This is a genomic window from Acidovorax cavernicola (assembly GCF_003581445.1).
On the sequence record NZ_QXMN01000053.1, the window covers coordinates 1 to 21,525 of the forward strand.

Here is a 21,525-nt window from a genome sequence, read left to right on the forward strand (position 1 = left end):
CCGCCGTGCCCCCATCCCAGCCTTCCCCCGGGAGGGGAAGGAGCAACACGAATGCGCCTTGGCCCCGACGCAAGGGCGTCTGGGCCACCGGCGCCGCGCTCTTCATCGGCGGCCTCGGCGTCATCGCCGGTCTGCTCGGCTGGCGTTCTGCCATCGCACCGGTGTCGCTCACCGCACCGGTCTACAGCGAGACCACCATCGAACGCGGCCGCGTGCTCGCCGCGCTCGGCGATTGCGCCGTGTGCCACACCGCGCCCGGCGGCTCGCCCAACGCGGGCGGCCGCGCCATGGACACGCCCTTCGGCACGCTCTACACCACCAACCTCACGCCCGATGCAGACACGGGTCTGGGCCGCTGGTCCTTCAGCGCCTTCCAGCGCGCGATGCGCGAGGGCGTCTCGCGCGACGGCCACCACCTGTACCCCGCGTTCCCCTACACCGCCTTCGCGAAGACCAGCGACGACGACCTGCAGGCGCTGTATGCGTACTTCATGTCGATGCCGGCCGTGCGTGCAGAAACGCCCAAGTCCGAACTGAAGTTCCCGTTCAATCTGCGCCCGCTCATGGCCGGCTGGAACGCGCTGTTCCACAACCCCGCGCCGCTGCAGCCTGTGACCACACAGAGCGCCGAGTGGAACCGCGGCGCGTACCTCGTCAACGGCCTGGGCCATTGCGGCGCCTGCCACACGCCGCGCAACGCGCTCGGCGCGGAGCAGGGCGGCAGCGCGTTCCTCTCGGGTGCGATGGTCGACGGCTGGGAGGCGCCCGCGCTCACGCAGCTGTCGAAGGCCGCCGTGCCGTGGGGCACCGACGCGCTCTACCGCTACCTGCGCAACGGCCATTCGCCGCGCCATGGCATCGCAGGCGGTCCGATGGCCGAGGTCGTGCGCGAACTCGCGCAGGTGCCCGACGACGACGTGCGCGCGATGGCCGTGTACCTCGGCTCGTTCAACCCCGAGCCGGCCGCCGATCCGCAGGCACTCGCGCAACAGGTCATCGACAACGCCGCGCGCACGCAGGGCCAGCTCCTCGGCCCCGCGCAGCGCATGTTCGACAGCGCCTGCGCGTCCTGCCACCACGACGGCGACGGCCCCACGCTGCTCGGCGTGAACACGCCGCTCGCGCTCAACAGCAGCCTCACGAGCACACGGCCCGACAACCTGCTGCGCACCATCCTCGACGGCGTGCGCGCACCCGCGCACCGCGACATCGGCTTCATGCCTGCGTTCCGCGAGGCGCTTGACGATCGCCAGATCGCCGAACTGGCCGGCTACATGCGCGCACGGTTCGCGCCGCAGGAAGCGCCGTGGCAGAACCTGCCCGCCGAGGTGGCGCGCGTGCGGGCTGCGCCGGGGCACTGACACCCGGCGCTACGATGGCGCGCAGCACCCCGCTTCACGAAGACCACGGAGACACGACGCCATGCCATTGAACCTTTCGACCGCTTCCAGCATGCCCCACGACGCCGCGCGCGCCACCCTTGTCGGCCGCCTCTGGCAACCCGGCGTGGGCCCGGTGCTGGTGGCCGTACAGGGCGACGGTCTGCACGATCTGTCGAAGCTCGCGCCGACCATGAGCGACCTGCTCGAAGGCCAGGGTTCACCATCCGACGCAGTGCGCGCCGCATTGCAGAACGGCACCGCGCCTCGCATCGCCGCGCTCGACGCGGTGCTGGCCAACAGCGACGAGACCACGCGCGACAGCGGCCAGCCCTGGCTGCTCGCGCCCTGCGACCTGCAGGTGGTGAAGGCCAGCGGCGTGACCTTCGTGGCCAGCCTGCTCGAACGCGTGATCGAAGAGCAGGCGCGCGGCGATGCCTCCCGTGCCGAAGCCACGCGTGCGGCCATCGGCGATGTGCTGGGCGACAACCTCGCCGACATCGTGCCGGGCTCGCCCGAGGCCATGAAGGTGAAGGAGGTGCTGATCGCGCAGGGCATGTGGTCGCAGTACCTCGAAGTCGGTATCGGCCCCGACGCCGAGGTCTTCACCAAGGCGCCGGTGCTCGCGGCCGTCGGCACGGGGGCCGACGTGGGCATTCACGCGGACTCGGCCTGGAACAACCCCGAGCCCGAGGTCGTGCTTGCAGTGAACAGCCGCGGCGAGACGCTGGGCGCCGCGCTCGGCAACGACGTCAACCTGCGCGACTTCGAAGGCCGCAGTGCATTGCTGCTGGGCAAGGCCAAGGACAACAACGCGTCGTGCGCCATCGGGCCGTTCATCCGTCTGTTCGATGCGCACTTCGGCATTGCCGATGTGCGGCGCATCACGGTCGCGCTGAACGTGACGGGACCCGAAGGCTTCACGCTCGAAGGATCGAGCTCGCTGTCGAAGATCAGCCGCGATCCGCTGGACCTCGTGGCGCAGACACTCAACCGCCATCACGCCTACCCAGACGGTTTCATGTTGTTTCTGGGAACGATGTTCGCGCCGACACAAGACCGTCACGGACCCGGGCAAGGATTCACGCACGTCGTGGGCGATCACGTGCGCATTTCAGCGCCTGAACTGGGTGCCTTGAACAACCGCGTGGTCCATGCAGATCAAGCGCCGCGATGGTCTTTCGGCCTCGGTGCGTTGATGCGCAACCTCGCGGCGCGCCAGCTGCTGTAGCCGTTAGTTCTGCACTTTAAAAGCAGATGTACTCCTTTGGGATTCACACGCGGGACTTTGCATTCTGTTGCGGTTGACCATGCCTCTTCTTACCCTCAAGATGACTACCATCGCGAGTGGATAAATCAAGGGAGTAGCGGTTGCTGCCGAATGAGATCGATCTGTTGCAGACGCCCGTCGAAGGCCCGCTTCCCTGTGGTGAAGACCTGGAATACGACGCCGATTTCATGGCGCTGCAACAGGCCGCGACGGGCAAGCGCGAGCAGCAGTTCGGCGACACGATCATTCCCGCCGAGCCGCCCGACTGGGCCCGTGTAGATCGCATCGCGCGGCAGTTGTGCCTGCGCACACGCGACCTGCGCGTGATGGTTCCGCTCACGCTCGCATGGACCGAGAGCCGTGGCTTGCCCGGCTATGTCGACGGGCTGCGCCAGGTCGATGCGGTGCTGCAGACTTTCTGGAACGACGTGCATCCGCGCGTGGTCGATGGCTCGAACGAAGACCCGCTGCCACGCATGAATGCGTTGGCCGCACTGGCCGAAGCCGAAGGGCTCGGACGCAGCGTGCGCGATGCGCGGCTGCTCGAAGACGGCGGCTCGGCCATGAGCCTGCGGCAGGTCGAAGCCTTGCTCGATTCGAGCAAGAGCGACCAGGTGGACTACCCCGGCGGCCTCGGTCGCCTGCGCGAGGCCGCGCGCCGCGCGCATGACAAGGCAGCACCACCGGTGGTGGCGCTGCGTGAGGCTTTGGCACTCCTGCAGCGCATCCGCGAGACCTGCGAGCGTGCGCTGGGCCAGAGTTGGGCGCCCGATTTTTCAAGGCTCGAACGGTCGCTGCGCACCGTGGGCCAGTTGCTGCCGGAGCAGCCGCACGCTGAAGCGCTGCAGGCCTCGTCAGCGGCATCGGCTGCTGGAGCAGAAGAGACAGGCGGTGCGGCGCGAGGGCCTGCACCGGGTGGGTCGCCCACCACGAATGTTGCAGCGGCCCCGCAGGCTGCCGCGCACCCGCTGCGCATTCAAGAGATTGAAATATCGGCTCGTGAAGATGTGCAAGTGTTGTTGGAAAAAGCATGCGAGTTCCTGGAGCGAACGGAACCGAGCCATCCGGCGCCCATGCTCATCCGCAGGGCCCAGCGGCTGCTGGACCTCAACTTCTTCCAGATCATCGAAGAGCTCGTGCCCGAGGGACTGCAAAAGATTGAAAGCCTCGCGGGCCGCCCGTTGAACGGCGGCGCTGCGTCGTCATAGAGAAAGCAGGCAGGAGTGGCGAGGGCTTCGGGTGTGCCGGGCAGCCCAGGCACAGGCCGGTCGATGCGACCCATGCATTCAGTTTCAAGAGGAAGCTTATGGCAGACAACCGTGTCAGGAACAGTGGTCAGAAGTTCATCGCGCGCAACCGGGCGCCGCGTGTGCAGATCGAGTACGACGTCGAGATCTACGGCAGCGAACGCAAGATCCAGCTGCCTTTCGTGATGGGCGTCATCGCCGACCTCGCCGGCAAGCAGACCGACCCGATGCCCGACCTCGCGGAGCGCGAGTTCATGGCGGTGGACATCGACAACTTCGACGATCGCATGAAGTCCATCAAGCCGCGCGTCGCGTTCCAGGTGCCCAACACGCTCACCGGCGAAGGCCAGATGAACGTGGACATCACCTTCGACAGCATGGACGACTTCTCGCCCGCGCGCATTGCGCGGCAGGTCGATGCGCTGCAGCAGCTGCTCGAGGCGCGCACCGAGCTGTCGAACCTGCTCTCGTACATGGACGGCAAGAACGGCGCCGAGCAACTCATCGCGCAGGCGCTGCAGAACCCGGCGCTGCTCAAGTCGCTGGCCTCCGCGCCCAACCCCGCGGTCGCGCAGGCGGCCGCAGATGCAGCAGCAGCCAAGCAAGCCGACGACAGGACCGCACCATGAGCACCGCATCCCCACAAGGCGCACGCGCCCGGACCGCGACCGTTGAAGCACTGGAGCCCAACGAGTTCTCCGACCTCCTGCAGCGCGAGTTCAAGCCCAAGACCGAGCAGGCGCGCGAAGCGGTGGAGAACGCCGTCAAGACGCTGGCCGTGCAGGCGCTGGAGAACACCGTCACCATCTCGAACGATGCCTACCGCAGCGTGCAGGCCATCATCACCGAGATCGACCGCAAGCTGTCGGAGCAGATCAACCAGATCCTGCACCACGAGGACTTCCAGCAGCTCGAAGGCGCATGGCGCGGCCTGCACTACCTCGTGAACAACACCGAGACCGACGAGCAGCTGAAGATCCGCGTGATGTGCGCGTCCAAGCGCGAAGTGGCGCGCTCGCTCAAGCGCCACAAGGGCATCGGCTGGGACCAGAGCCCGATGTTCAAGAAGATCTACGAGGCAGAGTACGGCCAGTTCGGCGGCGAGCCCTTCGGTGCGCTGATCGGCGACTTCCATTTCGACCACAGCCCGCCCGACGTCGAGATGCTCGGCGAGATGGCCAAGATCGCGGCCGCCGCGCACTGCCCCTTCATCGCCGGTGCCTCGCCCACCGTGATGCAGATGGATTCGTGGCAGGAGCTGTCGAACCCGCGCGACCTGACCAAGATCTTCCACAACACCGAGCACACCGCGTGGCGCTCGCTGCGCGATTCGGAAGACGCGCGCTACATCGGCCTGGCCATGCCGCGTTTCCTGGCGCGCCTGCCGTACGGTGCCCGCACGAATCCGGTCGACGAGTTCGAGTTCGAGGAGGAGACCGATTCGGCGCTGCACACGCGCTACACCTGGGCCAACTCGGCCTATGCGATGGGCGTGAACATCAACCGCTCGTTCAAGCAGTTCGGCTGGTGCACGTCGATCCGCGGTGTGGAGTCGGGCGGTGCGGTCGAGAACCTGCCCACCCACACCTTCCCCACCGACGACGGCGGCGTGGACATGAAGTGCCCGACCGAGATCGCCATCAGCGACCGGCGCGAGGCCGAGCTGGCCAAGAACGGCTTCATGCCGCTGGTGCATCGCAAGAACTCCGACTTCGCAGCCTTCATCGGCGCGCAGTCGCTGCAGCAGCCGGCCGAGTACTACGACGCCGACGCCACGGCCAACGCCAACCTGGCCGCGCGCCTGCCGTACCTGTTCGCGTGCTGCCGCTTCGCGCACTACCTGAAGTGCATCGTGCGCGACAAGATCGGTTCGTTCCGCGAGCGCGAGGACATGGAGCGCTGGCTCAACGACTGGATCATGAACTACGTCGACGGCAGCCCCGGCACCTCGTCGCAGGACACGAAAGCCATGAAGCCGCTGGCGGCGGCCGAAGTCCAGGTGGAAGCCATCGAGGACAACCCCGGCTACTACGCCGCCAAGTTTTTTCTCCGGCCGCACTACCAGCTCGAAGGGCTGACGGTGTCGTTGCGGCTGGTTTCGAAGTTGCCGTCCAACAAGAAAGACAGCAGCTAATTCCAATGTCCCGCTACCGGGCAATTCATCGATAACTTTGGGGGTTCAATCATGGCAGTAGACATGTTCATGCGCGTCGAGGGTGCAAACGGTGAGTCCAAGGACTCGAACCACAAGGACTGGACGGACATCAAGTCGTTTGCATGGGGAGCGACGCAGCCTGGCAACATGGTCAGCGGCGGTGGCGGGGGCGTGGGCAAGGCCAGCTTCAACGACCTGCAGGTGCTCGCGCGCATCGACAAGGCGGCGCCTTCCGTGCTGAAGAACTGCGCGAGCGGCAAGCACCTGGGCAAGGTGGAAGTGGCCGTGTGCAAGGCCGGCGGCTCGCAGATCGAATACACCCGCGTCACGCTCGAAGAGGTGCTCGTCACCTCGGTGCAATACACGGCCGAGCAAGGCTCCGACGCGGTGTTCGTGCAGTACGCGTTCCAGGCCGCGAAGGTGAAGCAGCAGTACTGGGAACAGACCGACAAGGGCGGCAAGGGCGCCGAGACGGTGCTGGGCTGGAACATCAAGGAAAACAAGGAAGCCTGATTTCCTTGGCGGCGGGTCGATGGGGCCGTGGCCCCTCGGCCCTTGCCGGCGGTCCGCGACCGTTTGTCTGTCTCCTGCGGCGTCCCTTCGCGGCGCGCCGCCTTTCACCTTTCAGCCAGTCAACGGGGAAGAGCTTCATGGGCGATGGGTTTGCAGTGCTGGGCGAGCGCTCCGTGGCCGAGCACACCGAATGGGTACAGCGGCAGATTCGCGCCAGTCCCCAGAACGCCGGCCTGCGCCTTGCCCTGTGCCACTTCCTCGCGCTGCGTGGCGAATGGCAGCGGGCCGAAGACCAGCTCAAGCTCGCCACGAAGCTCGACCCCATGTTCACGCCGGCCAGCGTCACCTGCGCGATGGCGCTCACGGGCGAGCGTGAGCGCACCGACTTCTGGGCCGGCGGCGGACGCACGCCGGCCATCGTCTCCGGCAACGCGGACTGGGTCGAGCAGCTGCTCGGTGCCGCCGCCCTGCCTGCGGCGCGCGCCGACGAGGCCGCCGCGCTGCGCGAGGCTGCGCGCAATGCGGCGCCCGCGTTGCAGGGCACGCTGACCACCATCGACCGCTCCGACGCGCGCGGCGTGCAGGCGCTCGACGGCGAGCCCGCGGCGCACAGCGACTTCGAATGGCTGTGCGACGGCGATGCGCGCATCGGCGCCGTGCTCGAACTGTTCACGCCTTCCGGTTATGCGTGGCTGCCGCTGCCGGCGGTGCGCCGCATCAAGTTTTCGCGTCCCCAGCATCTGGTCGACTTGCTGTGGGCGCCGGCCGAGATCGAACTGCACGACGGGCGCGGCCTCAGCGCCCTGGTGCCGGTGCGCTATCCCGGCGTGCTCGACGGCCTGGACGACGACACCGCGCTGGGCCGCCGCACCGATTGGCAGCCGCTCGCGGGTGACGACCAGTACGCGGGCATCGGCCAGCGCACGCTGATCAGCGAGGCCGGCGATCACTCGCTGCTCGATCTGCGGCGCATCGAGTTCGCGGCAGTCGCCGCAGCGGAAGGCGTGGCCCGATGAATCCCGCCACTGCCGACATCGACGGCGACGCACAGGAAAGCGTCGCGCGCGACCGCCTGCAGCCAGTGCTGCTCGACCGCCTCACCGACAAGGCACCGCAGAACGGACAGGAGCGCGCGGGCGCGTTCCTCATGAGCGGCAAGCTGCTGCGCGACTCGGTGCTGCGCGACCTGCAGTGGCTGCTCAACACCACCAACTTCGGCGCCGACCACAGCATCAACGGCATGCCGCGCGCACGCGGCTCGGTGGTGAACTATGGCGTGCGCGGCTGGGCGGGCGGGCGCATGTCGGAGGTCGACTTCGCCGATGTGGAGGCGGCCATTCGCGCGGCCATCATCGATTTCGAGCCGCGCATCATGAAGGACAGCATCGACGTGCGCTGCGTGACCGATGCGACCGACCTGGAGCACCACAACCTGCTTGCGCTGGAGATCCGCGGCACGCTGTGGTCGGTGCCCTACCCGATCGAATTCATCCTGCGCTCCGAGCTGGACCTTGAAAGCGGGCACATGATGCTGCGCCCGACGGGAGGGCTCTGATGGATTCGCGACTGCTGGACTATTACAACCGCGAGCTCACCTACATGCACGAGCTCGGGGCCGAGTTCGCGCAGCGCTATCCGAAGATCGCGGGCCGCCTGGGCATGCGCGGCATCGAGGTCAGCGACCCGTACGTGGAGCGCCTGCTCGAAGGCTTCAGCTTTCTCACGGCACGCATCCAGCTCAAGATGGACGCGGAGTTTCCGCGCTTCTCGCAGCGCCTGCTTGAGGTGGTGTACCCCAACTTCCTCGCACCGCTGCCCGCGATGGCCGTGGTGCAGATCGACGGCAACCTCAACGAGGGCTCGCTGAAGGCGGGCTACGAACTGCCGCGCCACACGCTGCTGCGCGGACGCATGATCAAGGGCGAGCAGACGGCCTGTGAGTTCCGCACCGGCCACGCCGTCACGCTGTGGCCGCTCAAGATCGCAGGCGCCAGCCTGGGGCCGGTGCCGGCCGAAGTGGCGCACGCGCTGCCGATGCAGGCGCGCCAGGCGAGGAGCGCCCTCACCATCAAGCTCGAAGCCGTGGGCGGCGCGCGCTTTTCCGAGATGCCGCTCGACCGGCTCGAGTTCTTTCTCTCGGGCGCGGAGCTGCATGCGCTGCGCATGCTCGAACTGGTGGCGCACCACGGCGTGGCCACCGTGTGCCGCGCCGGCCCCGGCAGCACGGCGCGCATCGTGCCGCTGGGCGACGAGGCGATCCGCCACGAAGGCTTCGACCCCGACCAGTCGCTGCTGCCCTACGACGCACGCTCGTTCCAGGGCTACCGCCTGCTGCACGAGTACTTCGCCTTTCCCGAGCGCTACCTGTTCTTCAGCGTGAACCATCTGCGCGCGGCAGCCTCGGCCATCGGCGGCACCACGATGGAGATCGTGATCCTGCTCGACCGCGCCGATGCCGACCTGGAGCGGCTGGTCGACGCCAGGCACTTCTCGCTGTTCTGCACGCCCATCATCAACCTCGTGCCACGCCGCAGCGACCGCATCCCAGTGGGCCCCGGCCAGCACGAGCACCACGCGGTGATCGACCGCACGCGCCCGCGCGACTTCGAGATCTTCACGGTCGAGCGCGTCACGGGCCACATGGCCAACGGTTCCGAAGAGCGCGAGTTCCGCCCCTTCCTGGGCTCGTTCGCCTCCGACGACGGCGACTTCGGCGCCTACTTCTCGCTGCGGCGCGAACCGCGCCTGGTGTCCGACCGCGCGCGTGCGCAGGGCACGCGCACCAGCTACACGGGCAGCGAGGTGTATGTCTCGCTGGTCGACCAGCACGACGCGCCGTTCCCGCACAGCCTGCGGCACATCACGATCGACGCGCTGTGCACCAACCGCGACCTGCCGCTGCTGCTGCCCACCGGGCTGGAGTCGGACTTCACCTTGCGCGTGTCGGCGCCGGTGCGCGCCGTGCGCATCCTGCGCGGCCCGTCGCGGCCGTATCCGGCGCTCGCCGAAGGCGCGCTCACCTGGCGCCTCATCAGCCACCTGGGCCTGAACTACCTGAGCCTGACGGACGTCGATGCCACGCAAGGCGCCGCCGCGCTGCGCGAGATGCTCGACCTGTACGGCAACCTCGCCGACCCTGCGGTGCGCCGGCAGATCCAGGGTGTGCGTTCGATGGCGCTGGCACCGGTGTTCCGCCGCCTGCCCGAACCGGGACCGATCGTGTTCGGGCGCGGCGTGGAGATCGCGCTGCAGATCGACGAGGTCGCGTTCTCGGGCGCCAGCCCCTATCTGTTCGGTGCCGTGCTGGAGCAGTTCTTCAGCCGCCACGTCTCGCTCAACGCGTTCACCGAGTTCGCGCTGAGCAGCCTGCAGCGCGGCGAGATCGCGCGCTGGACCCCGCGCGTGGGACGCCGGCCCGCCGTATGAGCGCGATCGACCTCTCCGACGGTGCGATGCTGCAGGTGCTGCCTGCGGAGGCCGAGGCGCGCGACGAGGCTGCCGTCGATGTGCGCAGCCCCACGAAAACCGCGCCGCGCCGCAGCGTGCCCGAGGCCGACCCCGTGCTGTGGGCCCAGCTGGTCGAGCAGCCCTTCGAGCACGACCTGTTCATGCTGTTGCGCCGGCTCGATGCGCAGGGCGACCATCCGCTGCTGGGCCGCGCACCGCGCCCGCTCGACGAGCCGTTGCGGCTGGGGCAGGAGCCTTCGATGGCCTTCGCGCCGTCGAACGTGTCGGGCGTCGAGGTCGACCGGGACGGCGCACCGCGCATCTCGATCTACGGCTTCGGCCTGTTCGGTCCCAACGGCCCGCTGCCGCTGCACCTGACCGAGTACGCGCGCGAGCGCAAGCGCCACCATGCCGACCACACCCTCAGCGCGTTCGCCGACCTGTTCCATCACCGGTTGATCCTGCTGTTCTACCGTGCCTGGGCCGACGCGCAGTCCGTCAACAGCCTGGACCGCACCGACGGCCACCGCTTCGTCGATTACGTGGCCAGCCTCATGAACATGGGGCAGCCCGGCCTGAAGGCGCGCGACCGCATCGCCGACCATGCACGCACCCACATGGCGGGACATCTGGTGCGCCAGACGCGCAACCCCGAAGGGCTGATCCAGATCCTGCGCCTGTACTTCGACGTGCCGGTGCAGGTCGTGGAGTTCGTGAGCGACTGGGTGCGCATCGACGAGCGCCAGGTCAGCCGCATCGGCCAACTCGGGCGCAACCACCGGCTCGGCAGCGGCGCCACCATCGGCCTGGCGGTGCGCGATGCGCAGAGCAAGTTCCGCCTCGAACTGGGTCCGCTGTCGCAGCAGCAGTTCCGCGAGTTCCTGCCGGGCAGCCCACGGTTGCAGCAGGTGGTCGACTGGGTGCGTCAGTACGTCGGCATCGAGTTCGCCTGGGAACTGCGGCTGGTGCTCAAGAAACCCGAGGCGCGCGGCATGCGGCTGAGCAGCGACCAGCGACTGGGCTGGGGCAGCTGGCTCGGCACCCGCCTGTCCGACACCGACGCCGGCGACATGGTGTTCCAGCCCGAGGCGCTCTTTTCCCGCAACGCACCGGCCACCTCATGACCGATATCCGCCGCGTCTCTCTCTTCTCGAAGTTGAATCCGATGCTCTACAAGGCATTGGAGACCGCCACCGCGTTCGCCAAGCTGCGCGGCAATGCCTACGTCGAACTCGTGCACTGGCTGCACCAGATTCTGCAACTGCAGGACAGCGACCTGCTGCGCATCGTCAAGCGCGCCGGGCTCAACCTCGACGCGGTCGAGCAGGACCTCGTGCGCGCGCTCGACCGCCTGCCGCACGGCGCCACGTCGATCAGCGACATCTCCGAACACGTCGACCATGCCGTGGAGCGGGCCTGGGTGTACGCCAGCCTGCGCTTCGAGGCCACGTCGATCCGCGGCGCCTACCTGCTCGCGGGCATCGTCAAGACGCCGGGCTTGCGCCAGGTGCTCTCGGGCATCTCGCGCGAGTTCGACAAGCTCGTGCCCGACGTGCTGGTCGCGCAGCTTGCAGCGTGGACCGAAGGCTCGCCGGAAGACGACTTCGACGCCGCATCGGATGCGGGCCCGGGTGCTCCCGTTGCGCAGCATCAGGGCGATGCGCCCGCAGCCGGCGGCTCGGCGCTCGCCAAGTACGCGAGCGACCTCACGGCCAAGGCGCGCGCCGGCGAACTCGACCCCGTGTACGGCCGTGACGACGAGATCCGCCAGATCGTCGACATCCTCATGCGCCGGCGCCAGAACAACCCGCTGCTCACCGGCGAAGCCGGCGTCGGCAAGACGGCCGTGGTCGAGGGCCTGGCCTCGCGCCTGGCGGCCGGCGACGTGCCGCCTTCGCTGCGCGACGTGTCGTTGTGGGTGCTCGACCCCACGCTGCTGCAGGCCGGTGCGGGCGTGAAGGGCGAGTTCGAGCAGCGGCTGCGCCAGGTGATCGACGAGGTCGAGAAAAGCCCCAAGCCCATCGTGCTGTTCGTCGACGAAGTGCACACGCTGGTCGGCGCGGGCGGCACGGCCGGCACGGGCGACGCCGCCAACCTGCTCAAGCCCGCGCTCGCGCGCGGCCGGCTGCGCACCATCGGCGCGACCACGTGGTCGGAGTACAAGAAGTACATCGAGAAAGACCCGGCGCTCACGCGGCGCTTCCAGACCATCCAGGTGCACGAGCCCACCGAGCCCAAGGCGGTGGTCATGCTGCGCGGCATTGCCGCCGAGCTGGAGAAGCACCACGGCGTGCTCATCCTCGATGCCGCGCTCGAAGCGGCCGTGAGCCTGTCGCACCGCTACATTCCCGCGCGCCAGCTGCCCGACAAGGCCGTGAGTCTGCTCGACACGGCCTGCGCGCGCGTCGCGTTGAGCCAGCATGCCCTGCCTGCCGCACTTGAAGATCTGAAGCGGCGCATCGAAGTGCTGGGCATCGAGTCCGGTATCGCGGGGCGCGAGGCCGCCATCGGCGTCGGCGAGCACCAGCGTGTCGACGACATCGCGGCCCAGGTGGCTGCGGCGCAGGCCGAGCTCGCGCTGCTGGAGCAGCGGCGCGGGGAAGAGGCTGCGCTGGTCGAACGCATCGTCGCGCTGCGCAAGCTGCTGTCGCCCGCGGCGGTGCCGGTGCAAGCCGACGTCGAAAGCGGCGGCGAGGACATGCCGGAAGATCTGCCTGCCGCATCGGAGAGATCGCCCGAAGATATCCGCGCCGAACTCAACGAGGCACAAGACCAGCTCGTGCAGCTGCAGGGCGAGTCGCCGCTCATCCTCGCCGCCGTCGATGCGCAGGCCGTCGCCACCGTGGTCGCCGACTGGACCGGCATTCCCATCGGCCGCATGGTGCGCGACGACGCGCAGTCGGTGCTGAGGCTCGGCGAGATCCTGTCGGCCCGCGTGGTGGCGCAGTCCGATGCGCTGGAGACCATTTCTCGCCGCATCCGCACCGCACGCGCGCGGCTGGACAACCCCAACAAGCCGGTCGGCGTGTTCCTGCTGTGCGGCCCGTCGGGCGTGGGCAAGACCGAGACCGCGCTTGCGCTGTCGGAGGCGCTGTACGGCGGCGAGCAGAACCTCGTCACCATCAACATGAGCGAGTTCCAGGAGTCGCACACCGTCTCCACGCTCAAGGGCGCACCGCCCGGCTACGTGGGCTACGGCGAAGGCGGCGTGCTCACCGAGGCCGTGCGCCGCAGGCCCTACAGCGTGGTGCTGCTCGACGAGATCGAGAAGGCGCACCCCGACGTGCACGAGATCTTCTTCCAGGTCTTCGACAAGGGCTGGATGGAAGACGGCGAGGGCCGCCACATCGACTTTCGCAACACCGTGATCATCATGACGTCGAACGTCGGCACCGACCTCGTCATGCAGCTGTGCGAAGACCCGACGCTTCGCCCCGACCCCGAGCCGCTGGCGGCTGCACTGCGCGAGCCGTTGCTGAAAGTGTTCGCGCCCGCGCTGCTGGGGCGGCTGGTGGTCGTGCCCTACTACCCGCTGCAGGCCGACGCGCTGCACCGGATCATCCGCCTGCAGCTGGACCGCATCGCGGCGCGCCTGCAGGCCAACCACGGCATTGCATTGGCTTACAACGACAGCGCCGTGGCGCTTGTCGCACGCCGCTGCACGGCCATAGAGTCGGGTGGTCGGATGATCGACGCGATCCTCACGCACACCATCCTTCCGCGATTGAGCGAGGAAGTCATCGGCGCCACGGTCAGTGCGCGCAAGCTCGCCGGCGTCCAGCTGGGCGCGGCGGGCGACGACTTCCAGTACGAATTTTCTGAACGCCCCGCGCAGTAGCGTAGACAAAGGGAGAGCCGCATGGACAGAGTCGTCAAGGCCCACACACCGCTCGCAGAAGACCAGCTGCTGTTTCGCTCGATGCACGGCAGCGAAGGGCTGTCGCAGCTGTTCGAGTTCGAGGTCGACCTGCTGAGTCCGAACACCTCCGTCGACATGAAGGCGCTGCTGGGCAAGCCGCTCGCGCTCGAGATCCAGACGCTGAACGGCTCGCCGCGCTACCTCAACGGCCAGATCACGCGCTTCACCATGATTGGCCGCGAGGGCGGCTCCTCGCGCTACATCGTGTACCGCGCCTCGGTGAAGCCCTGGCTCTGGTACCTCACGCGCACCAGCGACTGCAAGATCTTCCAGAACAAGTCGGTGGTCGAGATCCTCGAAGAGGTGCTGGGCGAGTACGGCTTCGCCTTCGAGAAGAAGCTCAGCGCCTCGTACCGCCAGTGGGAGTACTGCGTGCAGTACCAGGAGACCGACTTCGCCTTCGTGAGCCGGCTCATGGAGCACGAGGGCATCTACTACTACTTCAAGCACGAGAAGAACCAGCACACGCTGGTGCTGGCCGACGACATGGGCGCGCACGACACGCTGCCCGGCTACCCGAAGATCGGCTACCTCGCGAGCGACCGCACGGCAGACCCTGGCCGCGAAGTGATCGACCAGTGGGAGGTCACCGAGGAGATCCGCCCCGGCACCTACGTTGTCGACGACTTCGATTTCAAGAAGCCCAAGGCCGACCTGCTCACCACGCGCAGCCAGCCGCGCGGCAACGACCATGGCCGCTACGAGATGTATGAGTGGATGGGCGGCTACAGCGACGCGGGACAGGGCGAGCACTATGCGCGCATCCGCCTGGAGGAAGCGCAGGCCCAGGCCGAGGTGGACATCGGCCACACCAACGTGCGCGGCATGGCGCCCGGCTACCGCTTCACCATGCAGAACGCACCGCGCAACGAGGACAACCGCGAGTACCTGGTCGTCTCGGTGACCTACAGCCTGCGCGAAGGCGGCTACGCCAGCGGTGGCCTGGAGGGCGAATACAGCTTCGATTTCGGCGTGCAGCCCACCTCGTTCCCGTTCCGCGCGCGGCGCGTCACGCGCGTGCCCAGGACGCTGGGCCCCCAGACCGCCACCGTCGTCGGCCCGCCCGGCGAGGACATCTGGATCGACAAGTACGGCCGCGTGAAGGTGCAGTTCCGCTGGGACCGCTACGGCCAGCGCAACGAGGACAGTTCGTGCTGGGTGCGCGTGTCGAGCGCGTGGGCCGGCTCCAACTTCGGCGCGGTGAACCATCCGCGCGTGGGGCAGGAGGTCATCGTCGATTTCATCGCCGGTTGCCCCGACCGGCCGATCATCATCGGCCGCGTGTACAACGCCGACCAGATGCCGCCGCTGGAATTGCCGGCCAAGGCCACGGTCAGCGGCTTCATCAGCCGCACCATCAAGGGCGACGGCGAACTGGCCAACCATTTCATCATCGACGACGACCCGGGGTGCGAGTCGATCAAGATCCATGCGCAGAAGGACTTCACGATCGAGGTGGAAGCTGACGAGACGCACACGGTGGAAGGCAATCGCACGACCACTGTCGAGGGGCACGAGTCCGCCACCTACAAGACCGGCGAAGAGCGCCACATCCAGGCGGGTGCACTGGAAACCATCGACGGTGGAGAGGAGCGCCATGTGACAGGGGGGGCGTTCGAGACTGTCTCGGGCGGCGAGCTGCGCATGGTCTCGGACGGTGCGATGGAGATCGTGACGGGCGGCCAGGGGCGCATCGTGGTCGGTGGGCAGGACGAGGTGATCTTCGGCCACATGACCGAGACCGTGCTCGGCCCGGTGAGCGAGCTGACCATCGGGCCAGTCACCGACATCACGGTTGGCCCAGAGATCGAGATGATCGTGGGGCCGTCGATCGAACTGACCACAGGGCTCAACGTCGACATCATGGGTTCGTCATTGCTCGAAGGCGTTGCCGGCTCACATCTGTCCTTCGTCGACGGTGCCTATCACGGCGAGGCTAGCACTGTCCACATTGAAGCCACCGGCGGCAACGTCGATATCGTGGCATCGGGCGATGTGCGCATCGAGGGCGACAACGTCAAGCGCATCAACCGCACCAAAGTCTGGGATACCGCACCGCAGCGCGAAACCTACACCGACGGATTGAACTATGGAGAGAACGGAACTCTGGAAATCCATTCGAACGTTGCGAAGTTCTTTAACGGTTTTCAGGGCTCGATGATGGGCGCCCAGCTGTCCTATGCGGGCGGCAAGCTCGACTACTACGGGATATCGCTGGCTTTCGGCATCTTCACCACCACTCAGACTGCTGTTCACCTCGGCAACAAGGGTTTCGAGATGTGGTCGAGCTTCAAGATCTTCAACTAGGCCTTGTGCCGGAGTGACAAGGAGACAGATGCCTGGAGGCGTGTTTGGCTGGCTGGTGCTGGCCTTGCTGTGCACGGTGGCGGTGCTGGTGCTGCAGCGGGTCATCGTGCACGTGGCGTCGGGCGAATCGAAGGCCGGGCGTATTCTGGCCACCGGTCAGCCCGCGATCGCGGTGGTGCTCGACGCGCACGATACGGGTCGCCGCGTCGATGCCATCTTCGTGCTGACCCGGTTGCGCCTGCGGGTGCAGTCCAGCGAACGGCTCGCGCCCTTCGATGCCGAGGTCACCGTGCCGATCAGTCGCGTCAAACTGGCCGAGTTCGCGGCTGGTCGAGCGATCCGTGTGCGTGTGGACCCGGACACGCGCGAAGTCGCGATTGATCAGGAGCGTCAATGATGCACGTGCTGTGGCTGTGCACGCGCGCAAGGGGTGAGGGCGCGACATGAAGTTTGCCAAGCCGAGCCGGCTCAGCCTGCTTCAGCGCCCCTATCGCTGGGAGGGCAAGGACCGCCTGGGTGTGTCGGTGCTCGGGCTCATCAGCCTCGGGCCTGAGCCTCGGCTGCATGCGGACCCGGAACTCTGGAAGCTGGCCACCGAGCAGATAGGCCCGGGCAATGTGCTTGACCTGGCCATACCCAAGCGCGTGCCCGAATGGTTGTTGAGCGGCAATGCGTACACCGCGCACCAGCACGACAAGACCGCCTGCGCGGTGCAGGTGCGTATCGGCGGCCTGCAGAAGTCGCTCACCGTGTTCGGGGACCGGTACTGGCTCGGCAGCCGCGCCACCGAGCCCCGGGCCTTCGAACATATGCCGCTCGATTGGGCCCATGCCTACGGTGGGCCCATGGTGGCTGAGAATCCGCTGGGCATCGGCAGCCAGGATGAATTGATCAACGGTGTTGCCACGCGGCGCCTTCCCCACATTGAATCGCCGACATCGCGCATGGCCGCGCGTGGCCAGCACATCGAGCCGGCCGGCTTCGGCGCCATGCCGCCCGACTGGCTGCAGCGCCTGCGTCTGGTCGGCAGCGACTACGGGCAGGCGTGGCTGGAGCAGCATTACCCCGGATTCGCGAAAGACATGGATTGGCGCTACTTCAATGCCGCGGCGGCCGATCAACGTTGGGAGGGCGCGAGCGAGATTCCTGCGACCGCAAGCTACGAACTCTGGAACATGCACCCGAGCGAGCCCGTGCTGAGCGGGCGGCTGCCCGCTTGGCAAGCCCGTTGCTTTGCCAGTCGGCAGCTTGACGGTGAAGCGCTGGAGGAGGCCGCGATGCGGCTGACCACTGTCTGGTTCTTTCCGCACATGGAGCGGGCCATCCTGATCTGGCACGGTGCTTTCGACATCGCCGAAGACGACGGGGCTGATGTCAGGCACCTGATGCCCGCGCTCGAATGGGCGGACGCGCCGCGTCCGCTCGCACACTATCAGTCGGTGTTGAAGGTCCGGCTCGATCCCTCGAAGGCGGTCCTGGCGTTGCGCGATGCTGACCTGATGCCGCGCGAAGTCATGGCGCCTTGGGCCGCCGAGCAACTGCCCGACCTGATGGCGCGGCCGATGGTGCGCAACCTCCATGCAGGCCGGCAACGCCACCACGAAAACCAGCGGGCAGAGCTGCTGCGTCGCGGGCTCGATCCCTCGAAATACATGCCCGAGCAGCCGGACCTGCAGCCTCCGCGCTCCTTCGATGAGTTGCCCGAGTACAGCGAGCGGCTGGAGCAACAGTTCAAGGCCATGCAAGACGAGTTGCACGGCCGAAACGGGCAGGCGGCGCCAGCAGGCGCCGCATCCACGCCGGCACCGGCGCGCAAGCCGTTCGACGCCGACCGGCTGCAAGCAGAACTCCAACGCATGAAGAGCGAATTCGAGCGCAAGGCTGCCGAACGCCAGGCGAGCGGGAAACCTGCGCAAAACCGCATCGACCCCGAGGAGGCCATGCGCCGTTTCGACCGGATCGATCAGACCGATCCCCGTCTGCAGAAGAGGGCGCCGACCACGTCGGAGGACGCCCAGGCTGCAGCGGAGGACCGCGAGCGCAGGCGCGCGTTGATGTATCAGGGGCACCTCTACACCGCGCATTTACTCGATCCCGCGCCGGTCGCATCGAGTTTCCGGTCGGCCAAGCTGCGGCGCCGCCTGGCGCAAGCCGCGCCGCAACAGCGCCACTTCGCGCGCATGAACCTCGCAGGCGTCGACCTGTCGGAGATGGATCTGCGGGGGGCCGATTTTTCGGGCGCCAACCTCGAAGACGCCAATCTGGTGAGTGCGCGACTCGACGGCTGCAACTTCTCCAACGCCGTGCTGGCGCGTGCGCGGCTCGCAGGCGCCAGCCTGGTCGGCGCGCGGCTGGACCACACCAACCTGGGCGCGGCACAGTGTGACGGGACCGATTTCTCGGAGGCCCACCTTAGCCATGCTCTGTGCGAGAAGGCGGTGTTCGCGCGCTGCCTTTTCGTCGGGGCGCATCTGGCGTACTGCGATCTGCGCGAAAGCCGATGGCTGCAGTGTGATCTGCGCAAGTCGCACTGGCACGAGGTCACCATGATCGAGCTGAGCCTGGAAGACCTGGTGTACGAAGAGGCCGATCTGCTGCGTACCAGCTGGATCCAATGCAGCCTTGCGGGCGTCTCCTTCGCGCGCGCTCGCCTGCAGAGCTGCAGTTTCGTGACGGCGCGTGCGGACCAGGGCCTTGATTTCACCGACGCGTCGCTCATCGGCTGCAGCGTGGTGCTGGAGAGTCACATGGCCGGCGCCGTGTTTCGCGGCGCGATGTTGAAGCGCTGCGGGCTGCGCGGCACGCGTTTCGAGGCGGCGGATTTCACTGATGCGTGCCTCGAGAACTGCGACTTCTCCGAGTGTGACTTGCGCCGCGCGCAGCTGGAGCGCGCGATCGGCGCCGACAGCCTGTTCATCCGGACCGATCTGGGTGCTGCGTCGCTGCGTGATGCCAACCTCATGGACGCGAACCTGTCCAAGGCCGACTTGCGGCTGGCCGACCTGTCGGAGGCCAACCTTTTCCGTGCCGATGTCTCGCAGGCGCGGATCGACCTCACCACCCAGTTGGACGGAGCCTACACGCAAGATGCCAAGATCCGGCCCGTGCGGCGAGCGGAGCCCGGCGGATGACGCGCGATGAACTGCTGGACAGAATTCGCCATGGAACCCCGGTGATGAACCTTGACTGCAAAGGCTGGGACTTCAACGGCATTGACCTGTCGGGTGCCATCTTCGAGCGCGTGAACCTCAGCGGCGCCTCGCTGGTGGGCGCGCGCATGGAAGACAGTCAACTGGTCCATTGTCAGCTGGCCCAGGCCGATCTCTCGGGGGCTGTGCTCAATGACACCCGTTTTCACCGCTGCAACCTCTCGCAGGCACGCCTGCCCGAGGCGCAGCTCGAGCGCACAGTCTTTGCCGAGGTCGCCCTGCCGCAGGCGCAGCTGGCAGGTGCCCACCTTGTGCGCACGGCGTTCCATCAGTGCGACCTGGGTGACACCGATTGGCGCGTGGGCCATTGCGAGCATGTGGCGCTTGTCGAGTCGCGGCTGGAACGCACGGACTGCCGTGGTGTGGCCATGCGGTCCACTGTCTTCATGAAGGTCGACCTGCGCTCAGCGCACCTCGCAGGTGTGGCGGGGGAGAGCACGATGTTTGTCGAATGCGACTTCAGCGGACAGCGGCTCGCGGGGCAGCACTTCGAACGCTGTCAGTTCGTCGACAACCGCATGGACGGCGTGGACCTGTCGGGTGCTGTGCTGACGCAGAGCCTGTTCACAGGGGCCTCGTTGTGCAAGGCCAACCTGAGTGGTGCGCAGGCCATGCACGCGGTGTTCTCCGAGGCCGATCTGCGCGACGCGGTATGTGTGAGCGCGCGCCTGGAGCGATCGATCTGGGCCGAAGCGAAGCTGCAAGCGGCCGACTTCAGTGATGCCGTGCTGACACTGGGCGCCTTTCATCAGGCGCAGTGCAGGGGAACCCGTTTCGCGCGAGCCCAGCTGCAGGATGCTGATTTTTCCTTTGCGGACTTGAGTCAGGCCGATCTGCGAGGGGCCAGCTTCCTGCGGACCCGCATGCATGGCGCGACCCAGAACGAAGCCCGATTTTCGGCGCGCACCGGCATCATCGAAAACGATCCGCAGGCGCAAAAAGCCCAGGCGTGGTCCGCCGCGCGCCGCCGCGGGCCATGAGAAACCCCACCTTTCCTTGACTTCAACTCCAGAGGAATCACCATGAGCGTCGTCTCGTTTCCCAAGGTTTTCAAAGAGGATCAACCCGTTCATCTGCTCGGGACAATGACCGGGCAGACGCCCGACGGGCTGATCGGCGTGGAAGACGAACAAGGTGGCGCCTGGCTGTGCCGGCGCGCGGCGAGCTGTCTGCTCAAACCCGAGGTGGGCGATACGGTCTTGCTCTCCGGCCCCGATCGCTTGCGGGCTTACCTCATCGCGGTGATCGAGCAGGCAGACGCCTCCTCAAGCCGCATCGAAGCCGCCGGCGACCTCACGCTAGCCAGCACCGGCCCCGGCCGCGTCTCCATCCGCAGCGCTACCGCGCTGACTCTTGAAAGCGCGGACACGCTGATGCTCAAGGCGGAACAGGGCGACTGCGAATTGGGGCAACTGCAGTTCCATGCGCGTTCGGCCGATGCCGCCATCGGACATCTGCGCCTGGTGGGCAAGGTGTTCGAAACGATGGCCGACCGCGTCGTGCAAATGGCGCGCAATGCACTGCGGCTGGTGGACGACACGGAGCGCGTGCGCGTGGGCCATCTGGATCAGGAGGCGACACACACCCTGCGCATGCACGGCTGCCATACCGTCGTCACGGCCAGGGACGTCGTGAAGGTCGATGCCGGCCAGATTCATCTGGGCTGAATGCGTACCCCCGCGCGCAACACAAGGAGACCCCTATGCAAGGAAACTGTCAACTCGGTGGGATGGACCTAGGCATCGTCGATGTCTGCAAAACCCCGGCCCCCACGCCCTTCGTGAATGTGGGACTCGGATTCATGGCGAGGCCCAATGTCAGGCGGACGCATTTGACGATGATGCCGGCCCACAACATGGGGACCACCATTACCAAAACGCTGGGAGATCAGCCTGGCGTGCTTGGGGGCATCATTTCGCAGACATTCATGGACCAGTCGCGTCATATTTTCGGCGCGCCCAAGGTGGTCATCGAAGGCATGCTGGCCACGCGACTGACCAGTCCCACGCTGCAGAACCGCTGCAACATCATCGGCCTTCGGCTGGGGCCCAGCCAGCTCACGACCCTGATGTTCTGAGT

17 protein-coding genes are annotated in these 21,525 nt (G+C 67.1%); all 17 read left to right on the plus strand.

From position 1 onward, the window contains the following. Positions 1-1,361: c-type cytochrome (locus D3H34_RS27595; protein ID WP_147400498.1), on the plus strand; the 1,361-nt coding region annotated here is incomplete at its 5' end. Between the two features lie 61 nt (positions 1,362-1,422). Beyond that, positions 1,423-2,610 carry a fumarylacetoacetate hydrolase family protein gene (locus D3H34_RS27600; protein ID WP_119557729.1) on the plus strand — a complete coding sequence of 396 codons (1,188 nt, stop codon included), beginning with the start codon at positions 1,423-1,425 and terminating at the stop codon, positions 2,608-2,610. A gap of 140 nt (positions 2,611-2,750) precedes the next feature. Further along, positions 2,751-3,857: a type VI secretion system protein TssA gene (gene tssA, locus D3H34_RS27605; protein ID WP_119557731.1), complete on the plus strand. Its 1,107-nt coding sequence runs from the start codon at positions 2,751-2,753 to the stop codon at positions 3,855-3,857. Between the two features lie 98 nt (positions 3,858-3,955). Next, positions 3,956-4,525 carry a type VI secretion system contractile sheath small subunit gene (gene tssB, locus D3H34_RS27610; RefSeq protein ID WP_119557733.1) on the plus strand — a complete coding sequence of 190 codons (570 nt, stop codon included), beginning with the start codon at positions 3,956-3,958 and terminating at the stop codon, positions 4,523-4,525. After that, positions 4,522-6,030, plus strand: coding sequence for a type VI secretion system contractile sheath large subunit (gene tssC / locus D3H34_RS27615; protein WP_167481286.1), 1,509 nt, complete (start codon positions 4,522-4,524; stop codon positions 6,028-6,030). Before tssB ends, tssC begins: the two co-directional genes overlap by 4 nt. A 51-nt stretch (positions 6,031-6,081) precedes the next feature. Then, complete coding sequence (locus D3H34_RS27620) at positions 6,082-6,564, plus strand: Hcp family type VI secretion system effector (protein WP_119557735.1); 483 nt, start codon at positions 6,082-6,084, stop codon at positions 6,562-6,564. A gap of 137 nt (positions 6,565-6,701) precedes the next feature. Continuing rightward, on the plus strand, positions 6,702-7,580 hold the full coding sequence (locus tag D3H34_RS27625) for a type VI secretion system accessory protein TagJ (RefSeq protein ID WP_119557737.1): 879 nt from the start codon (positions 6,702-6,704) through the stop codon (positions 7,578-7,580). After that, positions 7,577-8,119 (plus strand): type VI secretion system baseplate subunit TssE, encoded by a 543-nt coding sequence (gene tssE, locus D3H34_RS27630; protein ID WP_119557739.1) that lies wholly within the window; start codon positions 7,577-7,579, stop codon positions 8,117-8,119. The genes D3H34_RS27625 and tssE overlap by 4 nt, the downstream gene beginning before the upstream one ends. Continuing rightward, positions 8,119-9,990: a type VI secretion system baseplate subunit TssF gene (tssF, locus tag D3H34_RS27635; RefSeq protein ID WP_119557741.1), complete on the plus strand. Its 1,872-nt coding sequence runs from the start codon at positions 8,119-8,121 to the stop codon at positions 9,988-9,990. The genes tssE and tssF overlap by 1 nt, the downstream gene beginning before the upstream one ends. Next, the gene (gene tssG, locus D3H34_RS27640) at positions 9,987-11,135 is read left to right on the plus strand and encodes a type VI secretion system baseplate subunit TssG (protein WP_119557743.1); all 1,149 of its coding nucleotides are present in this window, start codon (positions 9,987-9,989) and stop codon (positions 11,133-11,135) included. Before tssF ends, tssG begins: the two co-directional genes overlap by 4 nt. After that, positions 11,132-13,849 carry a type VI secretion system ATPase TssH gene (gene tssH / locus D3H34_RS27645; protein ID WP_119557745.1) on the plus strand — a complete coding sequence of 906 codons (2,718 nt, stop codon included), beginning with the start codon at positions 11,132-11,134 and terminating at the stop codon, positions 13,847-13,849. The genes tssG and tssH overlap by 4 nt, the downstream gene beginning before the upstream one ends. A 21-nt stretch (positions 13,850-13,870) precedes the next feature. Further along, the gene (locus D3H34_RS27650; RefSeq protein ID WP_119557747.1) at positions 13,871-16,237 is read left to right on the plus strand and encodes a type VI secretion system Vgr family protein; all 2,367 of its coding nucleotides are present in this window, start codon (positions 13,871-13,873) and stop codon (positions 16,235-16,237) included. 28 nt (positions 16,238-16,265) lie between these two features. Next, complete coding sequence (locus D3H34_RS27655; RefSeq protein WP_119557749.1) at positions 16,266-16,634, plus strand: hypothetical protein; 369 nt, start codon at positions 16,266-16,268, stop codon at positions 16,632-16,634. A gap of 46 nt (positions 16,635-16,680) precedes the next feature. After that, on the plus strand, positions 16,681-19,368 hold the full coding sequence (locus D3H34_RS27660) for a DUF2169 domain-containing protein (RefSeq protein ID WP_119557751.1): 2,688 nt from the start codon (positions 16,681-16,683) through the stop codon (positions 19,366-19,368). After that, complete coding sequence (locus D3H34_RS27665) at positions 19,365-20,426, plus strand: pentapeptide repeat-containing protein (protein WP_119557753.1); 1,062 nt, start codon at positions 19,365-19,367, stop codon at positions 20,424-20,426. Before D3H34_RS27660 ends, D3H34_RS27665 begins: the two co-directional genes overlap by 4 nt. 42 nt (positions 20,427-20,468) lie before the next feature. Continuing rightward, the gene (locus D3H34_RS27670) at positions 20,469-21,113 is read left to right on the plus strand and encodes a DUF3540 domain-containing protein (protein WP_119557755.1); all 645 of its coding nucleotides are present in this window, start codon (positions 20,469-20,471) and stop codon (positions 21,111-21,113) included. 35 nt (positions 21,114-21,148) lie between these two features. Beyond that, positions 21,149-21,523: a DUF4150 domain-containing protein gene (locus D3H34_RS27675; protein ID WP_119557757.1), complete on the plus strand. Its 375-nt coding sequence runs from the start codon at positions 21,149-21,151 to the stop codon at positions 21,521-21,523. Positions 21,524-21,525: the final 2 nt, after the last annotated feature.